17 protein-coding genes are annotated in these 20,681 nt (G+C 33.3%); 15 read left to right on the top strand and 2 right to left on the bottom strand.

The genetic code is table 11. The features are described from left to right. The first annotated feature begins 124 nt into the window (after nucleotides 1-124). From RAH41_RS11145 to RAH41_RS11115, 7 genes are all read left to right on the top strand, one after another. Entirely contained in the window at nucleotides 125-685 is a 561-nt protein-coding gene (locus RAH41_RS11145) for a YdcF family protein (protein WP_331222554.1), read from the top strand. Nucleotides 686-973: 288 nt separating this feature from the next. After that, nucleotides 974-1,909 (top strand): sugar ABC transporter permease, encoded by a 936-nt coding sequence (locus RAH41_RS11140; RefSeq protein ID WP_331222553.1) that lies wholly within the window; start codon nucleotides 974-976, stop codon nucleotides 1,907-1,909. Then, on the top strand, nucleotides 1,909-2,739 hold the full coding sequence (locus RAH41_RS11135; RefSeq protein ID WP_331222552.1) for a carbohydrate ABC transporter permease: 831 nt from the start codon (nucleotides 1,909-1,911) through the stop codon (nucleotides 2,737-2,739). Before RAH41_RS11140 ends, RAH41_RS11135 begins: the two co-directional genes overlap by 1 nt. Before the next feature lie 129 nt (nucleotides 2,740-2,868). Beyond that, a complete protein-coding gene (locus RAH41_RS11130; RefSeq protein ID WP_331222551.1) occupies nucleotides 2,869-4,140 on the top strand; it encodes an ABC transporter substrate-binding protein in 1,272 nt (423 codons plus the stop codon). A gap of 230 nt (nucleotides 4,141-4,370) precedes the next feature. Next, on the top strand, nucleotides 4,371-6,200 hold the full coding sequence (locus RAH41_RS11125; RefSeq protein WP_331222550.1) for a sensor histidine kinase: 1,830 nt from the start codon (nucleotides 4,371-4,373) through the stop codon (nucleotides 6,198-6,200). Next, nucleotides 6,178-7,731: a response regulator transcription factor gene (locus tag RAH41_RS11120; protein ID WP_331222549.1), complete on the top strand. Its 1,554-nt coding sequence runs from the start codon at nucleotides 6,178-6,180 to the stop codon at nucleotides 7,729-7,731. The genes RAH41_RS11125 and RAH41_RS11120 overlap by 23 nt, the downstream gene beginning before the upstream one ends. 92 nt (nucleotides 7,732-7,823) lie before the next feature. Beyond that, nucleotides 7,824-8,789, top strand: a complete 966-nt coding sequence (locus RAH41_RS11115; RefSeq protein ID WP_331222548.1) for a phosphotransferase enzyme family protein — start codon at nucleotides 7,824-7,826, stop codon at nucleotides 8,787-8,789. A 69-nt stretch (nucleotides 8,790-8,858) separates the two neighbouring features. On the opposite strand, the gene RAH41_RS11110 is transcribed toward RAH41_RS11115, so the two are convergent. Continuing rightward, nucleotides 8,859-9,815, bottom strand: a complete 957-nt coding sequence (locus RAH41_RS11110) for a PstS family phosphate ABC transporter substrate-binding protein (protein WP_331222547.1) — start codon at nucleotides 9,813-9,815, stop codon at nucleotides 8,859-8,861. Between the two features lie 171 nt (nucleotides 9,816-9,986). On the opposite strand from RAH41_RS11110, the gene RAH41_RS11105 reads away from it, so the two are divergent. Then, nucleotides 9,987-10,673, top strand: coding sequence for a response regulator transcription factor (locus RAH41_RS11105; protein ID WP_331222546.1), 687 nt, complete (start codon nucleotides 9,987-9,989; stop codon nucleotides 10,671-10,673). A 519-nt stretch (nucleotides 10,674-11,192) separates the two neighbouring features. Here RAH41_RS11105 and RAH41_RS11100 read toward each other — a convergent pair. Then, complete coding sequence (locus RAH41_RS11100) at nucleotides 11,193-11,342, bottom strand: BH0509 family protein (RefSeq protein WP_175403455.1); 150 nt, start codon at nucleotides 11,340-11,342, stop codon at nucleotides 11,193-11,195. 628 nt (nucleotides 11,343-11,970) lie between these two features. On the opposite strand from RAH41_RS11100, the gene galU reads away from it, so the two are divergent. The 7 genes from galU (at nucleotide 11,971) to rfbD (ending at nucleotide 20,678) form a co-directional block, all read left to right on the top strand. After that, nucleotides 11,971-12,846 carry a UTP--glucose-1-phosphate uridylyltransferase GalU gene (gene galU / locus RAH41_RS11095; RefSeq protein ID WP_331222545.1) on the top strand — a complete coding sequence of 292 codons (876 nt, stop codon included), beginning with the start codon at nucleotides 11,971-11,973 and terminating at the stop codon, nucleotides 12,844-12,846. 176 nt (nucleotides 12,847-13,022) lie between these two features. Beyond that, a complete protein-coding gene (locus RAH41_RS11090) occupies nucleotides 13,023-15,320 on the top strand; it encodes a glycosyltransferase family 2 protein (RefSeq protein ID WP_331222544.1) in 2,298 nt (765 codons plus the stop codon). Nucleotides 15,321-15,329: 9 nt separating this feature from the next. Continuing rightward, on the top strand, nucleotides 15,330-16,901 hold the full coding sequence (locus RAH41_RS11085) for a chitinase (RefSeq protein ID WP_331222543.1): 1,572 nt from the start codon (nucleotides 15,330-15,332) through the stop codon (nucleotides 16,899-16,901). A gap of 289 nt (nucleotides 16,902-17,190) precedes the next feature. Beyond that, the gene (locus RAH41_RS11080; protein WP_419471592.1) at nucleotides 17,191-18,144 is read left to right on the top strand and encodes a LytR family transcriptional regulator; all 954 of its coding nucleotides are present in this window, start codon (nucleotides 17,191-17,193) and stop codon (nucleotides 18,142-18,144) included. A 210-nt stretch (nucleotides 18,145-18,354) separates the two neighbouring features. Then, nucleotides 18,355-19,233, top strand: a complete 879-nt coding sequence (gene rfbA, locus RAH41_RS11075) for a glucose-1-phosphate thymidylyltransferase RfbA (protein WP_331222695.1) — start codon at nucleotides 18,355-18,357, stop codon at nucleotides 19,231-19,233. Between the two features lie 18 nt (nucleotides 19,234-19,251). Continuing rightward, nucleotides 19,252-19,812, top strand: a complete 561-nt coding sequence (gene rfbC, locus RAH41_RS11070; protein WP_331222542.1) for a dTDP-4-dehydrorhamnose 3,5-epimerase — start codon at nucleotides 19,252-19,254, stop codon at nucleotides 19,810-19,812. A 5-nt stretch (nucleotides 19,813-19,817) separates the two neighbouring features. Continuing rightward, entirely contained in the window at nucleotides 19,818-20,678 is an 861-nt protein-coding gene (rfbD, locus tag RAH41_RS11065) for a dTDP-4-dehydrorhamnose reductase (RefSeq protein ID WP_331222541.1), read from the top strand. Nucleotides 20,679-20,681: the final 3 nt, after the last annotated feature.

The following is a 20,681-nucleotide window of genomic DNA, read 5'->3' as shown; positions in this document are numbered from 1 at the left end:
GTTTGGTGGGCAGTCTGAGATCTATTTTTTAGTAGATCTTTTTGTTTTTTACGCTCGTTTTTATTTGAATTATAAATGTTTATGATATTGTTAAGAGAATGTATAGAAGGATGGTAAAAATCAAATGAATAATCCTTTTGATTGTTTTACAGACTTTATTTTTGTAGAAAACGAGACTAAAAAAGCAGATGTGATTCTTGTTCCAGGTTCTGATCATCCTCATCTAATGGAAAAAGCGAGTTCATTGTATAAACAAGGATTTGCTCCATATATACTACCTTCTGGAGGATATAAAGATAGAATAGGGACAACTGAATGGGAGTATTTAAGTAAAATTGGTATTAAAAATGGAATACCAACAAATGCCATATTAAAAGAAGATAAAGCGCAACATACTTTGGAAAATGCACGTTTTTCATTTGAGGTTTTACAGGATAATGGAATACAGCCTAATACAGTTATAATTGTCTGTAAAGCAGGTCACTCACGTCGTGCGCTTTTAAGTTATCAATCCGAGTTTCCAAAAGAAACTGAGATTATTGTATCTCCAGTTATTGATAGGTATGGAATAACAAAAGAAAATTGGTATTTATCTGAAATTGGTATCAATCGAATAACGTCTGAGGTTGAGAAAATTGGCAAGTATTTCAGAGATGTTTTTCCAAATCTTGTTAGTAAAAAATGATGTCTATTTAAAGCAATATTTTAGTCGAATAAGCATTAAAGAGACTGTTTTGGTGAAAACAGTCTTTTTTAGTACGCAAAGATCAACATTTTAAGTAAACAGATCCTTTTATAAAAAATAGCTAGTTTCGTAAAAATCAAAGCAACCATTTTGAATTTAATCAATAAAATAAAGCCATCAAAAATCATTATCTAAATTAATCTAGTCAATATATTCCACCCTACTGTTCAAATGAATACGTTTTCACAACCCCGGAGGTATTTTATGATGATAGTGGAGGTGTTACAGATGATTGAAACGAAAAAAGTGATTGATACAAATATAACAGATGCCAAGACAAAGAAGTCATCTAAAAAATTAAGAGATTTTTTAAATTATCTTACGTTTGTAGGACCAGCAACTATTGTTTTTGCAGCGATCGTGTTAACGCCATTTTTAATCGGCTTTTTCTATTCATTTACTCAGTGGGATGGTGTAGCTGATTCTGCTAAGTGGGTTGGACTTGAAAATTATAAATACATTTTTACGAAGGATAAGGATTTTATCCATTCGTTTATTTTAACAGGTAAATATACATTTTTCGCTGTAATCCTAACTAACGTGATCGGTTTTGGATTAGCTTTAATCGTAACGCAAAGCTTGAAAACTAGAAATATTTTAAGAACTGTCTTTTTCCTTCCAAATTTAATCGGTGGATTACTATTAGGTTTCATTTGGCAGTTCATCTTTAATAAAGGTTTAATTTCAATTGGACAATTATTGCATTCAGACTTTTTACAAAGAGCACTTTTAGGTGAAGAAAAAGGTGCATTCTGGGCAATTGTCATCGTAGCAGTTTGGCAAGGTGCAGGTTATATAATGGTTATTTATGTAGCGGCTCTGCAAGGTGTGCCACAGGAATTAATTGAAGCAGCTCAAATTGATGGTGCAAATAAATTCCAAGTATTACGTAAAATCGTTATTCCAATGGTAGCACCAGCTGTAACAGTTTGTTTATTCTTAACAATTTCATGGTCATTTAAAGTGTTTGATACAAACCTTTCATTAACAAATGGTGGACCATTTAAGTCTACTGAGATGTTAGCTTTAAATATTTATACTGAAGCTTTTGTTAATAACCGTTATGGATTAGGTGAAGCAAAAGCGATAGTATTCTTCGTAGTCGTTGCGTTAATTTCAGTTATTCAAGTTTACATTACGAAGAAGAAGGAGGTTGAGGCATAATGCTAAAAGAACGATATACTGGCTTTACTTTTATATTAGAAATTGCGGCAATTGTACTTGCTCTCATCTTCTTGGTTCCTTTTTATTATGTGTTAGGAAACTCATTTAAATCATTTGCGGATATTTTACAAAATACATCTTCGCTTCCAAAAAGCTTAGATTTTACAAACTATCAACAAGCAATAGAAGTCATGAATTTCTGGAAAGCGTTAATGAACTCGTTAATCGTGACAATTGCTAGTAATGTTGTCATCGTCTTTTTCTGTTCGATGGCTGCTTATAAACTAGTTCGTTCAAAAAGTAAAATTTCAAATATCATTTTCTTTATCTTTGTAGCAACAATGGTTATCCCGTTCCAATCAATTATGATCCCATTAGTGAAAGTTGGAAGTACACTTCATTTAATGAATAGCCATTGGGGATTAGTCATAATGTATTTAGGTTTCGGGTCAGCATTATCAATCTTCCTATATCATGGATTTATTAAAACAATTCCAATTGAGTTAGAGGAAGCAGCAATTATTGATGGCTGTTCACCGACGATGGTTTTCTGGAAAGTTGTTTTTCCACTATTAAAACCAATTACGGTTACAATTGTTATCTTAAATACGTTATGGATTTGGAATGACTTCTTATTACCATCACTTGTATTAAGAGATATGGAGTTAAGAACGATTCCACTTGCTACATTCTACTTCTTTGGAGCATATACAAAACAGTGGAACTTAGCGTTATCTGGACTTGTTTTAGGTATAACGCCACTATTACTTTTCTACTTTGCAGCACAGAAACATATTATTAAAGGGATTACGAGCGGTTCAATTAAATAATGTGATTGGGTGGAAGCTATCAATATATTCCACCCATCATGTCAATATAGGCTATCTATAATTGGTTATTTTTAAATGTATAATGAAAGCGTATTCAAAATATAGAATATTGAGACGGGGGTTTTTAGGATGAAAAAGATGCTAAAGGTAGCAGCAGCATTAACAACTTCAGTGATGTTATTCTCTGCTTGTTCTGGGGGATCTTCAGACAAAGGTTCAAATGATTCAAAGGATAAAAAAGTAACACTAAACGTATTCCAGTTTAAAGCTGAGATTGCGAAAGATTTAGAACAAATGGCGAAGGATTACCATAAGGAAAATCCAAACGTAACAGTTAAAATTCAAACTGTTGGTGGCGGTGCTGACTATGGTGCGGCATTAAAAGCTCAATTTGCTTCAGGTAACGAGCCTGATATCTTTAACAACGGTGGATTCCAAGAAGCAGTAACTTGGAAAGATAAATTAGAAGATCTTTCTGATCAATCTTGGGTAAAAGATTTATATCCAGGAACTGAAAAACCAATGACAATTAACGGCAAACTTTACGGTATGCCAATGAATACTGAAGGTTATGGCTTTATTTACAATAAAGATTTATTCGCAAAAGCTGGTATTACTGAACCACCTAAAACGTTAAGCGAATTAACTGCTGCAGCTGAAAAGCTTCAAAAAGCAGGAATCACTCCATTCTCAGTTGGATACGGTGAGTGGTGGATTCTAGGAATTCACTTATTAAATATTCCTTTCGCTCAACAACAAGATCCAGACCAATTCATGGCTGACGTTTCTTCTGGTAAAGTGAAAATTCAAGACAACGAGAAATTCAAACAATTTATGAAACTATTTGATCTAACAATCAAATACGGAAATAAAAATCCTTTAACAACTGATTACAACACTCAAGTTACAAACTTTGCTCAAGGTAAAACTGCTATGATCCAACAAGGTAACTGGATTCAAGGTATGGTTGATGGAATTACTCCAAACATGAACTTAGGCGTGTTACCAATTCCAATCAACGATGACAAAGCAGCAATGGACAAATTACCAATGGGAGTACCAAATAACTGGGTAGTTAACAAAAACTCTAAAAACAAAGAAGAAGCTAAAAAATTCCTAGCGTGGATGGTTACTTCTGATACAGGTAAAAAATATATTGTTGATAAATTCAAGTTCATCCCTGCTTTAAAAACAATTCAAGGTAAAAACTTAGGACCAATCGCAGACGACTTACAAAAATACTCTGCTGAAGGTAAAACATTATCTTGGAACTGGTTCAAATACCCAGATGGTGCTACAAATGAGTTTGGTGCATCAATGCAAGCTTACGTTGGAAAGCAAAAATCTGCTGACGAAATGTTAAAATCTCTTGAAGATACTTGGATGAAATTAAAAAAATAAGTTTTTAATTTTAGGCTTCCCTGATATACCCTATAGATTAAGGCAACCCACAAGGAATAATTTCCTTGTGGGTTTTTTTATTAGTAAAAGAAACTATTTTTGACGGCTGCTTTATGGACAATCTAATCTTTTTTTACGTATTGTTTTATCCTTATAAGGGTGTTATTCGTTCCATAACTTTGATAAACTAGATAATAGAAAGTGCAAACGTTTCCGCAAAGGATGTTATCATGAAAAATAGTATTAGAAGTAAGCTCATTATCTTATTATTAATCGCCACGATTATTCCATTTGGATTATCGATTATCGCGAATTATTTTTATACAAAGAACACTGTAACAAAGGAATTTGTAAATACAAACCATGATTTATTGAAGCGTAGTGGGAATGATTTATTGAATTATTATAATGAGATTTATGGTATTCCATTGTCCATTTATAGTAATAGACCGTTTTTGTCCGTTTTAGAAAATGGCGCTACTGCATACATCGAACAAAATTCTGCTGAAATTCAACGTAGTTTATTAGGACTTTATTTTTCTAGAAGAGAGATCGAGCAGTTGCATTTGTATTTAACGAAGGGTAAGGATGATTACACCGTCTACAATGCAAAGGTGAGTAGTCGAGGGAAATTGTATAATTTCAACCAAATTCCCACCTATCGAAATTTAAGTTTTTCGAGGGATTCGTATTATATTCAACCGACTCACCCGATTCAAAACTATAATAATTTATCTGATTTTCGAATTGAGCCAGTTAAACAGGTTGTATCATTTCATTATTTTTTAAATAATGTTACTTCAGACCAATGGTTAGGTTTCTTATCGATTGATATTGAATTAAGTAGAATTAAAGAGATTTTCGATCGTATTTATAAAAAAGGGGAGGAACATCTTTTCGTTGTTGGTGATGGGAATGTTGTTTTGTATTCTTCTGAAAAAGGACTGATTGGTAAAAAGCTAGAAACAAAATGGTATAAAAAAATATCCTCAGATCGGTCGGGTGAAGCAAGTTTTGATTGGAAGGGCAAGGACTTTAGTGGGGTTTATGTGTATGACAAGATAAAAAGTAATCATCAACAATGGACGGTCATTAAAAGCATTCCTTATAAAAATCTCTATCATAATTCAAATCAATTGTTAAAAATTACAGTTACATTAGGAGCGATTTCAGTCTTATTAGTCATCATTTTAACCATTATCGTATCCTTTAGATTTACACGACCAATACGAATCTTAATTCGAGATATGCAGCGAATTGAGCAGGGAGAACTTGCTGTTTCCTTTGATACGTTAGGAAATGATGAGTTTGGGCAACTAGGTAAACATTTTACTTCAATGGTCGATACGTTAAACGATTTATATATAAAGGAGTACAAGCTTCAAATAGAGAATAAAACAAATCAATTAAAAGTACTTCAGTCTCAAATAAATCCGCATTTTTTATATAATGCCTTGCAGTCAATTGGAACTCTTTCATTAAAAAATGACGGAATTAAAGTCTATCGATTAATTATGTCACTTTCAAAAATCATGAGATATAGCATGAAGAATAATGAAGATTTTGTAACGCTTAAAGATGAATTAAACCATATAAAAGATTATTTATCGCTCCAAAACGAACGCTATGACGGCAAATTCGTTTATAACCTGGAAGTGGATGAAGGGTTAAACAAAGTAAAAATGCCAAAAATGATTTTACAGCCAATCGTCGAAAATTTCTTTAAACATGGCTTTGAAAAGCAACAAAAGCTTGGTGAATTAAATATTTCGATTCATAGACAACAAGATCATCGCTTAAAAATAGTCATTGCTGATAATGGTGAAGGTGCAACAGAAGAGGAATTAGAGATCATCAATTCATCGCTATCAGAAGGTGGATTAAATACGAACGAGAGTATCGGTTTAAAAAATATTTCTGATCGCATTCAATTCTATTATGGTAAAAAAGCAGAAGTAAAAATAGAAAGTGTGAAGCATGAAAACTTTGTTGTAACGATAATCTTACCGATTGAAATGACAAGAGGAGAAGTTAATCATGAAGGTTCTACTAATAGATGACGAAAAGCATGTACGAGAAGGTGTAAAACTTCTTGCAGATTGGGATGCAATTGGTGTTACTGAAATATTAGAAGCAGAAAATGGAGCGATCGCTCAAGACATCATAAGAAAGGAAAGACCGACAATCATCTTTACTGATTTAATGATGCCAGAGCTAGATGGTAGAGGGTTATTAAAGTGGCTCCATTCAGAAAATATTAATTGTAAAGTAATCGTTGTAACGGGATATGATGACTATCATTATATGAGAGAAGCCATTCAGTTCGGTGCGTCTGATTATTTATTAAAACCAATTGATCCGGATATATTGAATGAAACTTTAGTAAAAGTAGTATCAGATTGGAATGAAAAAGAAAAAGAGCGAATTGATGCATTAAACGATTTCCGATTGCTGCAGGAAGTATTACCAGTTTACAGGGATAAACAATTAACAAATGCAATTTACGGTAAAGAATTTAATCAGAACATGTTAAACCAATTAGGATATGAAGAAGGGCAAACTTTACATGTTTCTTTACTAAAATTACGAAATCTAGAGACCTTCAAAGATATTTGGCCAGAGGATTTATGCTTTTTTGCCTTATTGAATATTGTGAATGAAGTTCTTCAAGATAAAAATGGTGGAATTGCGTTTCGTAATTTACAAGGAACTAAAGAGATTTGTTTACTATATTGGGGCGAGCAAGTAACTGACAGTATCCAGCATATCGCTAAAATTTTATCTACAGTTGTACCTTTCCCGTTTCATTTTGCAATTAGTAGAAAGCTAACAAGTGAATCAATTCAATTTGGGTATGAAGAAGTTGTAAATGTGCTACAGCATGTCAATATTTTAGAAAAGCGAGATGTACCAGTTTATTCGTATGAAGATATAAAAGAGTATAATCCGATTAATCTAGTTGAAATCATCAACTTATTTGAACAAATGGTTGAGAAACAAGATATTTATATTTACGATGAAGTCATTCAACTTTTTAGTAAACGAATTGCACAGAAGAATTATCTTCCTTATGCACAGTTACTTTCATTGCATCAGGAGTTTCTAATCTTTCTTAATCACTGGATTAATAAACTATCACTTCAAACCATACAGGAAGTGAATCTAGAATTATTCTGGAATGCGAGAGGACATTTTGAAATTGGTGATTATGTAGCGACTCAAAGGGAAAGAGTACAGTCGATTATTCAAGAAAAAAATCAAACGAACCAAGAACTAAATAGCATTGAAGCAATTGCAAATTATATTCAACTGAACTATGCCGAAGAAATTTCACTCCAAGAGTTTTCAGAGAAATTTTACTTAAGCCGTGAATATATCTCCCGTAAGTTTAAACAAATTTACGGTGTGAATATTTCAGATTATATTGTTTCAATTCGAATCGAAAAAGCGAAGGAATTATTGAAGTTTCCAAATTTAAAAATTTACGAAATTGCTGGGAAAATCGGCTATCAAGATGACAAATACTTCCGAAAAGTATTTAAGAAAATCGTTGGCATGACGCCAAATGAATACCGAAATATGAATGGTTAGTAATTTTTTAGTAAAAAAGTTGCAGGAAATCATTGGAAACCGAGGAATAAGTAATTAGATATTTATTCTTACGTTTCGGGGGATTAAAAAAAATGGAACAGGCAGTTGAAAGAGTTTTTACGAAAGAGATTTTAAACAATGCAGCATCACAATTTGGTATAACAGTAGACGAAAAACCAGTCGGAGAGTTCGAAAACTATCTATTTAAAGGTAAGTTAGCAGATGGAACGGATCGCATTTTACGATTAACCCATTCATCACATCGCTCAAAGGAAGAAATTGAGGCCGAGCTTCAGTTTTTAAAATATGTTAGAGAAAATGGTGCGAATGCAGCAGGTTCGTTACCTTCTTTAAACGGTAATTTAGTAGAAGTCCAACATGCAAGTGATGGTACAAGTTTTTACGCATCAATGTTTGAATGGGCAGATGGTCAATTAGTTGATCGGACAAACCCAACTGTTTGGAATGATGATCTAATGTACACATGGGGAAAAACAATCGGAAAGCTTCATGCGTTAACAGTTGATTACCCTGTTACAAATCATCGTGAACATTGGGATGAAGAAGCTTATTTAAATGAAATGTTAGCTGATGAAGAGCTTGGTATTTTTACAAAGGAATTAATAGAAGATATCCAAGGCTATGAAAGAAAAAAAGATTCATACGGTTTAATCCATAGCGACTTGCATCTCCACAATTTCTTCGTAAATGATAAAGGTGAAATAACGGCTTTTGATTTCGATGATCTGCAATATAATTATTTCATTTCAGATATCGCAATTGTCCTGTACTATACTGCTTGGGGTAGTAAGGCATCATTCGAAGAAAAATCTAATTTCGCAAAAAGACAGTTAGAAATCTTTCGAAAAGGTTATGAAACCGAATATAAATTAGATGAAGAATGGTATAGCCGAATTCCTTCATTTTTAAAATGTCGTGATATTACGCTTTACCATGTATTGAATATGAAATATGAAGAGAAAACGCAAAGAGTGATTGAACTTTGTGAAGAGTTGAAAGATCGAATCGTAAATAAAAAAACGATTATTAATCTTTAACATTAAACAAAAAGCTACGATTCAAACACGAATCGTAGCTTTTATATTTAAATTGGGGGGTGAGTTAGGTTATTTGTGTTTAGCTTCTTCAATTTTATTAATATTGATTTCGTATTGATCATCTTCTAACGGTATATAGCCAACTTGCTCAGCTAAAATTGGAGCATTTTCATTAGCGAATTTTAAATAGTCCAAAACAACAGGATGTTTCAGTGAGTTTATATTTACATATGTGTAGAGTTCACGTGAAAGTGGATAAGTCCCATTTTTGATTGTCTCTTTCGTTGGTAAAACTGCTTTACCTGTTTTTGGATTAACGATTGGTACGATTTTTAAATGATCTTTATTTTCTTCATAGTAAGCATGACCAAAATAGCCAATTGCACTTTTTTCACTAGCAACATCAGCTGCAAGATTTTTATCATCTTCTGAAGTTTGAACATCTTTCCGTTCGCCAGCTTGATTCAAGATTGTTTTATTAAAGTATTCGTAAGTTGCTGACTCAGTACCTGGGCTGAAAAATTTAATTTCTTCCTTTGGCCAAGCCGAGTTTAGTTCGTTCCAAGTTTTTATTTTGCTTTTTACGGACCACAACTTTTTTAATTGTTCAACTGTTAATTGATTAACAAAATCATTGTCTTTATTTACGACGACTGATAGACCGTCGTAGGCTAATTTTAATTGAATATAATCGACGTTATTTTGTTTAGCGATTGTCTTTTCTTCATTTGATATTGGACGAGATGCGTCGTTAATATCGGTTATACCATTTGTGAATTTTTTAAAACCATCATTTGTCCCACTATTACCTAATGAAATCGTTACTTCAGGTTGTGCAGATCGATATTGTTTCGTTATGGATTGCATAATCGGGAAAACGGTAGATGAACCGTCAATTAGTACAGTACCAGTTAATTGTTTTTCAGCTGCTGTACTTGATTTAGGATGATAGGCCATTCCACAAGCAGCTAAAGATAACATAATTGTGATTACGACGACTATTAAAAGTACTTTTTTCAGATGCATCTACTGTTCCCCCCTCGTTGTTTTTGCTACATTTCTTACAATATCCCAGAAAGATTAACTTGCTTTTAACGCTACGTAAAGAATTTGTAAAGGTATAGTGAAAGTCCCCCTTTTTTGTTAATAACCAATTAAAATGACCGTATAAACAGTAAAAAATGGGAGAGATATACGGTGGAGCAAATTGTCATCATCCAAGATCAAAACGAGATTGAACATGTGCTTCAACAAAGTAAACAATTCGGATTAATTAAAATCAGCACATATCGATATGGAGAGTTTAATGAAGAAACGCATCTAGGATTCTTAAAAGGTTGCATAGTATTAATGAAAAGCCAAGTTTTGGACGAATTTATTCCTTTAATTATGAGAATAAGAAGGATATCTGAAATACCAATCATCTTATTAGTTGAAACTTACGATTCATACGAAGCAGCGATTTGTATTGAAGCGGGAGCGGATCAATATGTTAAATATCCAATTCATCCTAGAGACTTGTCCGCAAGAATAAAAGCAGTTATGAGGAGGGCAGGCAGCGAAAAAATTGAAGAAGGCCGAGAAAAAGTTTTAAATTTTGGAGAAATTTCCTTCTATTTAAATCGAGAAGAGGTATATAAAAACAAAACGAGGATCGATTTAAATGGAAGAGAATACGCAATTTTACTTTTTTTAATCAAAAAAGCTGGTTTTATTGTAACAAGAGAAGAATTAATGGATGTCATTTCTGCTTATAAAAATAGAAGATTAATTGATATTTATATTCATAGTTTACGACATAAAATTGAGGAACTTCCGAATTATCCTAAATATATTAAAACGATTAAGGGGAAAGGTTATCGCTTTGAAACGCTTGCTTATTGATCGTGAGTGTAATTAAAAAGCTAGATGGATTCTTTTTAAGGATGCCATTTAGCTTTTTTTTTTTAGGGAGAGGTCAAAATTTTATTGTTTTTATTTAAGAAGTTGATTTCACTTAAGCAAGAGATAAATTATTTTTACTAAAATTAAATAAAAATAACAAACCAAAATAGACAAATAAATAAGGAAAAAAAGAACAAATTTTAAACGTTTTTATGACTTAAACAACAAAAATGGATAATCTGTTTATTTACCATATATTGGCAATATTAAAATTTCGATATAACAAAAAGATGCATAGGAAATACTCATTTAAAATGTTCTTGTCTTAAATTGAGGAATATAGTCGCAGAAGTAGGGCTTTTGGCGTCTTTTGTAAAAACAGAAAAATGAGGAATTGTAAGTAATTAGAAATACGATTTACCAACGAAACGTTTGTAAATGGAAAAGCTAGGTGAATCCAAAAATAGGGTTCACCTAGCTTTTAATTTTATAAGTGCACTAAACCAAAGTTGTAAGATCTTACTCAGCGTGATGTAACATATACGTATAAGCTGTGTCGTAAAGGTGCTCTAAATCAGCATCTGTCATGAAAACTAAGTCCTCAGTTGAAAATCCTTTTGTTAATTCCAAAAACTGAACCATGTTTTTACGTTCTTCTCTACTCATCATTAACAACACTCCTTTAATTTAGTTGGTCAATTAATTTGTCTCCAAACTGTTTTAATACAGTATATTTATTTATTAATTATTATATAACAGAAAAACTAAAATGTGCTAGCTATTTTTCATAAAAAGAGTAAAAAATATTTAAACTGTTTGATGAATCATTATTTAGAAAGTGAAGTGTGAATTATTTTAGTATAATATCTAATATTACAATTTTTGTTAATCTTAAAGTGTAAAAAAATAGTTATTATATTAATATAATAACTATTTTTACGAATTTACTTAATGATTGTAATATGAATAGGTTTAATAATGTGTAAACGTATACAAAAGTTATAGTTTAGATATACCTTTTATTTTGTGTAAACGTCAAAATAAATAAATATTAAAAAATACTTACCGATATGTCAATAAATTGTTATAATTAATTTTGGTAAATAAATAATGTTATTTCGATAAAATAATAAAGGAAAGATTTAACAGAGAAACTTAGTAGAAAAGGTTACTCGTTAATCGTATAGATAGAATCCCTAAATTATTTTTCAAAAAATAAAAAGTTATTAGAAAAAAGAAATAATATTTTTTTTACCTAGATGTTATAAAGACTGAAAACAAAGTGGGGACTTTTGAAATGAAAAAAGTAAGAAAGGCAATTATTCCAGCTGCAGGGTTAGGAACACGTTTTCTACCTGCTACAAAAGCAATGCCAAAAGAAATGCTTCCAATTGTAGACAAACCAACAATTCAGTACATTGTTGAAGAAGCAATTGAATCAGGAATTGAAGACATCATTATCGTAACAGGTAAAGGAAAACGCGCAATTGAAGATCATTTTGATTATTCATATGAGCTAGAACAAAATTTATTAGAAAAAGAAAAATATGCGTTATTAGAACAGGTTAAAGCGCCATCTAATATCGACATTCATTACATAAGACAAAAAGAGCCTAAAGGATTAGGTCATGCTGTATGGTGTGCTCGTAATTTTATCGGCAACGAACCATTTGCAGTATTACTTGGTGATGACATTGTAGAAGCAAAAACACCAGGATTAAAGCAGCTAATGGACCAATATGACAATACCTATTCATCTGTAATTGGTGTACAAACAGTACCAGAAGAAGAAACACATCGATATGGCATTGTTGAACCGATTATGCAAGAGGGTAGAAGATACGAAGTAAAAAACTTTGTTGAAAAACCAGCACCTGGTACTGCTCCTTCTAATTTAGCAATCATGGGTCGTTACGTATTTACACCTGAGATTTTTATGTACTTAGAAGAACAAAATATCGGTGCAGGTGGCGAAATTCAATTAACAGATGCTATTCAAAAATTAAATTCAATTCAACGTGTCTTTGCATATGATTTTGAAGGAAAGCGTCATGATGTAGGTGAGAAATTAGGGTTTATCAAAACAACAATTGATTTTGCATTAAAGAATGAAGAAATAAGAGAAGATTTATTGAAATATTTACATGATAAGTTAACAGTAGATATTAAATAAAATTGTGACGAGTAAATGGAAACTCACAACAAGATAATTTTTAGATTTAAAGATTGATAGTTTTGAGATAGATAGAAAGGATGGGAGATTGTTGACGTGACAATTTAATCTACCCACCTATAAATAGTTGAAACAATGTATTTTTTAGGGAGTTGACAACAAGGGGAATGAACGAAATGAAAAGACAATTTAACACTGAAAGCAATTTGGAACCATTACCAAGAGTGCATGAAAAACCTTCCACTGCAAAATTGACATTGAATCGAATCTATATTTTGTTTACGATTGGATTTTGGCTGCTTTATGTAGCGTCTACAATTTTTGATCAACTGCATAATGGAAATGGTACTTTTAAAGCAGTCGTTGAAGCGGCATTATATATTTTAATTGTTACGACACTATGTTTTTCCGCATTAATGTATCTTTACTCTAGACAAGGGGCATTGATTCGATTTAAAGAGCATACTCGGGTCCCACGGGAAACCTTATCTGCTTATTTTTCTGAGAACCAACCAGGAATTACTGTTTTGGTTCCATCGTATGATGAAGAGATTGACGTTATTCGAAAAACATTACTATCAGCTGTTTTACAAGAATATCCGGAAATCAATGTACAACTTTTGATTGATGATAAGCCGAATCCAACTGATCCGCAAAAAAGGGAAAAATTGCAAGCAACTATGAATCTTGCAAAAGAAATTACAGAGCTTTTAGAAGGCCCTTATACAAAACTAGCAAAAGCTCGTGACGATTTTGAAAATACATATAACAATACAGGGGAAATCACTTCTTCTACTATAAATGATTTAATAAAGCAATATAAATATGCTGCAAAATGGATTAATAAATTTGCTGATGAAGAACCTTCGGAGACTCATGTAGATGATTTCTTTAATAATCATGTTTTAAGAGCTTTAGCTGAGGAATTAGAAGTAACAGCAGTAGCATTAGAGAAATCTACAAAAGAAAATTATTACATGAGCTATGAACGGATCTATCAATTTTATTCTCGATTAGTATGGATTTTTACCGGAAAAGTAGGGTATTTCCAACGAAAACAGTATGTTTCTTTATCTGATGAAGCTAATAAAGCGATGAATCTTAACTCTTATATTGATTTAATGGGAGGGAGCTACAAGATTCGCCAAACACCAGCTGGTAAAGTATTGCAGAAAGTATCTTCCGAGGCAGAAGCAGATTTAGTTATTCCAGATACTGAATTTTTACTAACGCTCGATGCCGATTCTATTCTGCTAAGAGAGTATTGTTTACGTCTAGTCTATCTATTGAATCAAGAAGGAAATGAAAATGTGGCTGTAACACAAACTCCTTATTCTTCTTTCCGTGGATGTCCAACTCGAATCGAACGAATTGCTGGGGCTACAACAGATATTCAACACACTTTACACCAAGGAACAACGTATTATGGTGCGACTTTTTGGGTAGGGGCGAACGCGGTTATTCGAAAACGTGCGATCGAGGAAATTGCTGAAACAGAATATGTAAATGGATTTAAAATTCGCCGTTTTATTCAAGACCGTACAGTAATTGAGGATACGGAGTCTAGTATTGATTTAGAAAAAAATGGTTGGACCTTGGCAAATTATCCGGAGCGCTTGAGTTACTCAGCAACTCCACCAGATTTCGGTTCTTTAGTTATTCAACGTCGTCGTTGGGCTAATGGTGGATTAATCATTATGTCGAAACTATTTGCTACTATTCGCCAACGCCGTCAAGAAGGTAATCCAATTAAGTTAATGGAAATCTTGTTGCGAGTGAATTACATGGCATCTATTGCTTGGGCTAGTTTTGGATTAATCTTCCTATTAGCCTATCCATTTGACGATCGTTTATTGAGTATTTTTATTGTTGGTGCAGCTATCCCTTACTTTACTGCAATGGCGAGTGATTTAAAATATAATCGTTATAAACGAATGGACATCTTCCGAATTTATGGTCTCAATCTAATTTTGTTGGCTGTTAATTTGGCCGGAGTACTAAAGTCAATCCAACAGTTATTAACAAGTGAAAAAATTCCTTTTGCACGAACACCTAAGGTTAATGACCGGACTGGCACGCCAACACTTTATATCTTAGCGCCAATCATCATTATTGCTTATTCTGCTTTTATTTGCTGGCGCTCTTTCATGCTTGGTAATTGGCCGAATGCTTTATTTTCCTTTTTTAACGCCTTTACTTGTGGGTGGGCTGCATTATCATTTATCGGACCTGTCAATATGCTTGTCGATTTAGTTCATAACTTTAAAGAATGGATATTCGTAGAAGTAAAACCGAAGCAAACAAAAAAAGCTGAACAAAATCAATCAGAAATCAATTGGCAATCGGTTTTATACTATGGTGATGATAAAGGGCGAACAGAAGTCCCATTAAGTATTTCACTTGGCAAAATGGAAAATACAGAGACAACTGAAGTTGAAGATAAACTTAATTTCAGCAATAAAAAAATAGGATGAAAAAAGATTATGCAAAATAAAAAGAAATTGTCTATACCGCGTTTAATGTTGGTAGGTTTAGTTGTGGTAGCTGTAGGTGCTAGTTATTTTTATCGAGATAATATAGTCGTAGTTAGTAAAATAGAAAAAACAAAAAAAACAGAAAAAACAGCAGTAAAATCGAGCCCTTGGTTTGCCGCTTATGTCGATGCTACACTGACACCTCAATATGAATTTGAAAAAGTCGATGGTAATGTTGTGCTTGGTTTCATAACAGCTGAGAATAAAAATAGTGCTGTTCCTAGTTGGGGAAGCGCCTATTCGTTGGATCAGGCATCTGAGGATTTAGATATGGACCGAAGAATTGCTCGCCTACGACAAAAAGGTGGGGAAGTCATTGTTTCATTTGGTGGCTTATCCAATTCGGAATTAGGAATTACAACAACAGATGTTGGGAAAATGAAAAATGCATATGCTAAAGTTGTAAAGCGTTATGATCTGAATACGATTGATGTGGATTTAGAGCAAGAAGGATTGACAAATAAGCAAGCCGCTAAACTTCGTGGGGAAGCTTTAGCAAAATTGCAGCAAGAACGAAAAAAGGATAAAAAAGACTTAGCGATTTGGGTAACATTACCAGTAACCCCACAAGGTTTGACTGAGGATGGTACGGATGCTGTAACAGCTTTATTGAAAGCTGGAGTAGATTTAGCTGGCGTAAATGTTATGACCATGAATTATGGGGAAAGTCGTAATCCATCACTTTCTATGGCAGACAATTCGATTAATGCCTTGAAAAAAACCCATCGCCAACTAAGGATTATTTATCAAAAACAAGGGGTTAACTTGAGTGATAAAGCATTATGGAGAAAACTCGGCGCAACACCAATGATTGGCCAAAATGATATCCAAGGTGAAGTTTTTAGTTTAGAAGATGCAGCTAAGCTGAATAAATTTGCCGTAGATAATGGTTTAGGACGATTGTCTATGTGGTCAGCAAACCGTGACAGGAAGTCAAGTGAGAATAGTGTTGGAATTCAAAGTGTTTCTAACTTTTATAGTGGTGTTAGACAAAACAATCAAGAGTTTGCAACGATTTTGAAACAGGATATGAATGGTAGTGTTTCTGGTGATGCAAAACGGACAACCAAATCAGATGTAACGAACGTAGATTTGAATAAACCGGATGATCCGAAAACTTCCCCATATGAGATATGGGATGAATCGACAACCTATTTAAAAGGTACTCGTGTTGTCTGGAGACACAATGTATATAGAGCTAAATGGTGGACAAAAGGAGATGCTCCTGATGCACCTATCTTGGATGAAAATACAATTCCTTGGGAACTTGTTGGTCCGGTATTGCCTGGAGAAAAACCATTGCCAAAAGTTAGCTTGCCGAAAGGAACCTATCAGCAATGGGAAGAAGGACAAGTCTATAATGGTGGTGATCGGGTAATGTTTAATGGCATCCCGTATGAGGCAAAATGGTGGAACAAAGATGAAAATCCTGAAAAACCTCTTGCTAATGATGATGCAGCACCATGGAAACAGTTGACTCAAGATGAAATTAAGAAAGTGTTGAAGGAAATTAACAGATAATGTTGGTTAGGCTATGTTGATACGTGCCTTTCCAAATCAATTTCATGTCAAAAGTTTAAGGTAAGTTAAAATTACCTTTAGTGTAGGGGCGAACTTTTTTAGTTCGTCCTTTCTTAATTTTTTCGGTAAACGTTAACATGACCCTCTTTTGGAGGTTTTGTTTTTTTATTTTTCAAAAAATTTTAAATAAAAATTATGCAAATACCGATCGAATCAAGTAAGATAGAAAGGTAAGTAATTCTGACTATTCTTTATCGGAAAATAAGTTCGTAATTAAAGGAGAAAAATCTTGTCCAGTTCAGAAAAAAGCTCGACTAAAAAAATGTCCACAACAAAAAAAGTACTTATCATCGTACTAAGTGCACTAGTTGTCATCGGTTTAGGAATAGGCGGTTATGCCTATTCAATCTACCACAATGTAAATAAAACAACAGACGCAATTTATAAAGACATCAAGAAAACAGATAAACGAAAAGAAGAAGTAAATGTTGAAAAGAAAGAACCTTTCTCTATTTTATTATTAGGGGTGGATCATCGTCCCGGTGATAAAGGTCGTTCGGATTCGATGATTGTATTGACGGTTAATCCGAATACAAATACAACAAAAATGGTTAGTATACCACGTGATACAAGAACTGAAATTGTTGGAAAAGGTAAAGAAGATAAAATTAATCATGCCTATGCATTTGGAGGAATTCAAATGTCTGTTGATACAGTTGAAAACTTCTTGAATATTCCAATTGATTATTATCTTGAAGTGAATATGGAAGGCTTTAAGGATATTGTTGAAGCAGTTGGTGGAGTTGATGTAAATAATGACCTAGACTTTACTTATGGTGGTGTACATTTTACAAAAGGACCAATTCATTTAAATGGTGATGATGCCTTAAAGTTCTCTCGTATGCGTAAGTTAGACCCTCGTGGTGACTTTGGTCGTGAACTTCGACAAAGAGAAATTCTTGAAGCGGTTATTAAAAAGGGAGCTTCAATTTCTTCTTTAACAAACTACCAATCGATTTTACAAGCAATCCAAAAGAATGTTGTGACGAATATTACTTTAGGTGACATGGTTTCGATTCAAAAGGATTACCGTCAGGCTGCGCAAAATATTAGTAAAACCCAAGTTAAAGGTGGGGGCAAGATGATTAATAAAATTTATTATTTTATCGTTCCGAAAGAAGAAAAAGATAAAATATCGAATGATCTTCGTCAGCACTTAGAATTACCTTCAGAAACAAAATAACATTTAAATCAAGAACCACCGTTAAAAGTTATCTTTTTAACGGTGGTTCTTTTTTTATGTCTTTTTACTTCTAAGAACCTATTTTCCCTCCACGAAGATTTCAACTGAATTCACCATTTCATCACAATTTCCTAAGAATTTAACCTACACAACCCCTTATCCACCATCATAATAATATATATATTCCTAAATGTTTAGGAGGTCTTTGCGATAAAAGGGATTATACTTGCAGGTGGTAGCGGTACTAGACTTTATCCATTAACGATGGTGACTAGTAAACAACTATTACCTGTATACGATAAACCAATGATTTATTATCCGTTATCAACTTTAATGCTAGCTGGTATTAGAGAGATTTTAATTATATCGACTCCAGGGGATCTGCCTCGTTTTGAGGCTTTATTAGGTGATGGGGCTCAATTTGGAGTTTCGTTGGAATATAAAGTACAACCTAGTCCAGATGGGTTGGCTCAGGCGTTTACTATTGGTGAAGAGTTTATTGGAAATGACTCTGTTGCGATGATATTAGGTGACAATATTTATTATGGTAGCGGGTTACGTAGTATGTTGAAAAAAGCAGCGATGAAGGAAAAAGGGGCAACAGTGTTCGGTTATCATGTACAGGATCCCGAGCGGTTTGGTGTTGTAGAGTTTGATGAGTCCGGGAAAGTTTTGAGCATTGAGGAAAAGCCAGTTGCTCCGAAATCAAATTATGCAGTAACAGGATTGTATTTTTACGATAATCGTGTCATTGAAATAGCTAAAAATGTAAAACCATCCACTCGTGGAGAGTTGGAGATTACTTCTGTCAATGAAGCTTATTTAAATTTAGGTGAATTAGAAGTTGAGTTACTAGGACGTGGTTATACGTGGTTAGATACTGGAACGCATGAAAGCTTAGTATCGGCAACAAATTTTGTCAAAACAATTGAAGAGCATCAAGGCATTAAAATATCTGCCCCAGAAGAGGTCGCTTACATTAATGGATGGATCGATAAAGAACAGTTAGTACGTTTAAGCGAATCACTTAGTAAAACAAGTTATGGCAACTATTTACGAAAAGTTGCAAATGGTGAGATCAAATATTAGCTTAAGGGGTCATTATCAATGAAAATTACAGAAACTTTTATAAAAGGAATTGTAGTGATTGAACCGACTGTTTTTGGTGATCACCGAGGTTGGTTTATGGAAACATATAATGACTCGATCATGAAGGATTATGGAATGGATTTAAATTTTGTTCAAGATAATCAATCATTTTCTGCTTTGAAGGGAACATTGCGTGGGTTACATTATCAGTTGTCTCCAAAAGCGCAAACAAAATTAGTTCGTTGTACTAGGGGTTCTATTTTTGATGTGGCTGTCGATATTCGAAAAGGGAGTCCAACATACAGAAAATGGATCGGTATCGAGTTAAGTGCCGAAAATAAAAAACAATTATTGATTCCAAAAGGATTTGCTCACGGTTTTATGACTTTAACAGATGATGTTGAAGTCCAATATAAAGTTGATGAACTCTATTCACCTGAATGTGATCGAGGCATTGTTTGGAATGACCCGGATATTCAGGTTGAGTGGCCAATTAATCTTTCTCCATTATTATCTGTAAAGGATAAAATCGCACCATTATTAAAGGATGCTGAAAATAATTTTTTCTATAAGGAGTAATAGATATGAAGGTTTTAGTAACTGGTTACGGTGGGCAGTTAGGCTATGATGTCGTTTGGGCATGCGAACAACATGGTTTAGTTGTAAAAGGAGTCGGTCGGAAAGAACTGGATATTACAAAAAAAGAATCTGTTTCTTCTATTATCGATTCATATATGCCAGATGTAATTGTTCACTGCGCTGCCTATACAGCGGTAGACAAAGCTGAGGATGATAAAGAAAATTGCTGGAATGTGAATGTAGAAGGAACTAGAAATTTAGTTGAAGCTGCGAAAAAACATCATTCAAAGTTCATTTATATTAGTACAGACTATGTATTTAATGGGAAAGGTGAAAGTCCTTATAAAGAAGATGACCAACCGGATCCAATTGGTTATTATGGATTAACAAAATATGAAGGCGAAAAAGTTGTTCAATCATTAATCGAAAACTATTTTATCATTCGAATTTCGTGGGTATTTGGTGTTAATGGGAATAATTTCATTAAAACAATGTTAAAATTATCGGAAACTAGAGATGAATTAAATATCGTCGGAGATCAAATCGGTTCTCCAACGTATACAGTTGATTTGGCTAGATTAATAGTCGATTTAATTAAAAATGATAAATATGGAATCTATCACGCAACAAATGAAGGATTTACTAGTTGGGCTGATTTTGCAAAAGAAATAGTCAAACAAACCGAAAGTAAAACTTTAGTAAAATCAATTGCATCCGAAGATTACCCTACTAGAGCGGCTAGACCGAAAAATTCGAGACTATCAAAACAAAAGCTAGTCGAAAATGGCTTTCAATCCTTACCTTCATGGCAAGACGCATTAGCTAGATATTTAGTTCAATTAAATAAAAGAGACGAGGTACAGTAAAAC

It is taken from the genome of Gottfriedia acidiceleris (genome assembly GCF_036421055.1).
GTDB classification, from domain to species: Bacteria; Bacillota; Bacilli; order Bacillales; family Bacillaceae_G; genus Gottfriedia; species Gottfriedia acidiceleris_C.
This window is presented reverse-complemented; position numbering and strand designations above follow the sequence as displayed.

What these genes read in the sequence shown, in the direction of transcription:
- RAH41_RS11145 (WP_331222554.1), top strand. Translation starts at nt 125, where the DNA reads ATGAATAATCCTTTTGATTGTTTTACAGACTTTATTTTTGTAGAAAAC.
- RAH41_RS11140 (WP_331222553.1), top strand. Translation starts at nt 974, where the DNA reads ATGATTGAAACGAAAAAAGTGATTGATACAAATATAACAGATGCCAAG.
- RAH41_RS11135 (WP_331222552.1), top strand. Translation starts at nt 1,909, where the DNA reads ATGCTAAAAGAACGATATACTGGCTTTACTTTTATATTAGAAATTGCG.
- RAH41_RS11130 (WP_331222551.1), top strand. Translation starts at nt 2,869, where the DNA reads ATGAAAAAGATGCTAAAGGTAGCAGCAGCATTAACAACTTCAGTGATG.
- RAH41_RS11125 (WP_331222550.1), top strand. Translation starts at nt 4,371, where the DNA reads ATGAAAAATAGTATTAGAAGTAAGCTCATTATCTTATTATTAATCGCC.
- RAH41_RS11120 (WP_331222549.1), top strand. Translation starts at nt 6,178, where the DNA reads ATGAAGGTTCTACTAATAGATGACGAAAAGCATGTACGAGAAGGTGTA.
- RAH41_RS11115 (WP_331222548.1), top strand. Translation starts at nt 7,824, where the DNA reads ATGGAACAGGCAGTTGAAAGAGTTTTTACGAAAGAGATTTTAAACAAT.
- RAH41_RS11110 (WP_331222547.1), bottom strand. Translation starts at nt 9,815, where the DNA reads ATGCATCTGAAAAAAGTACTTTTAATAGTCGTCGTAATCACAATTATG.
- RAH41_RS11100 (WP_175403455.1), bottom strand. Translation starts at nt 11,342, where the DNA reads ATGATGAGTAGAGAAGAACGTAAAAACATGGTTCAGTTTTTGGAATTA.
- galU (WP_331222545.1), top strand. Translation starts at nt 11,971, where the DNA reads ATGAAAAAAGTAAGAAAGGCAATTATTCCAGCTGCAGGGTTAGGAACA.
- RAH41_RS11090 (WP_331222544.1), top strand. Translation starts at nt 13,023, where the DNA reads ATGAAAAGACAATTTAACACTGAAAGCAATTTGGAACCATTACCAAGA.
- RAH41_RS11085 (WP_331222543.1), top strand. Translation starts at nt 15,330, where the DNA reads ATGCAAAATAAAAAGAAATTGTCTATACCGCGTTTAATGTTGGTAGGT.
- rfbC (WP_331222542.1), top strand. Translation starts at nt 19,252, where the DNA reads ATGAAAATTACAGAAACTTTTATAAAAGGAATTGTAGTGATTGAACCG.
- rfbD (WP_331222541.1), top strand. Translation starts at nt 19,818, where the DNA reads ATGAAGGTTTTAGTAACTGGTTACGGTGGGCAGTTAGGCTATGATGTC.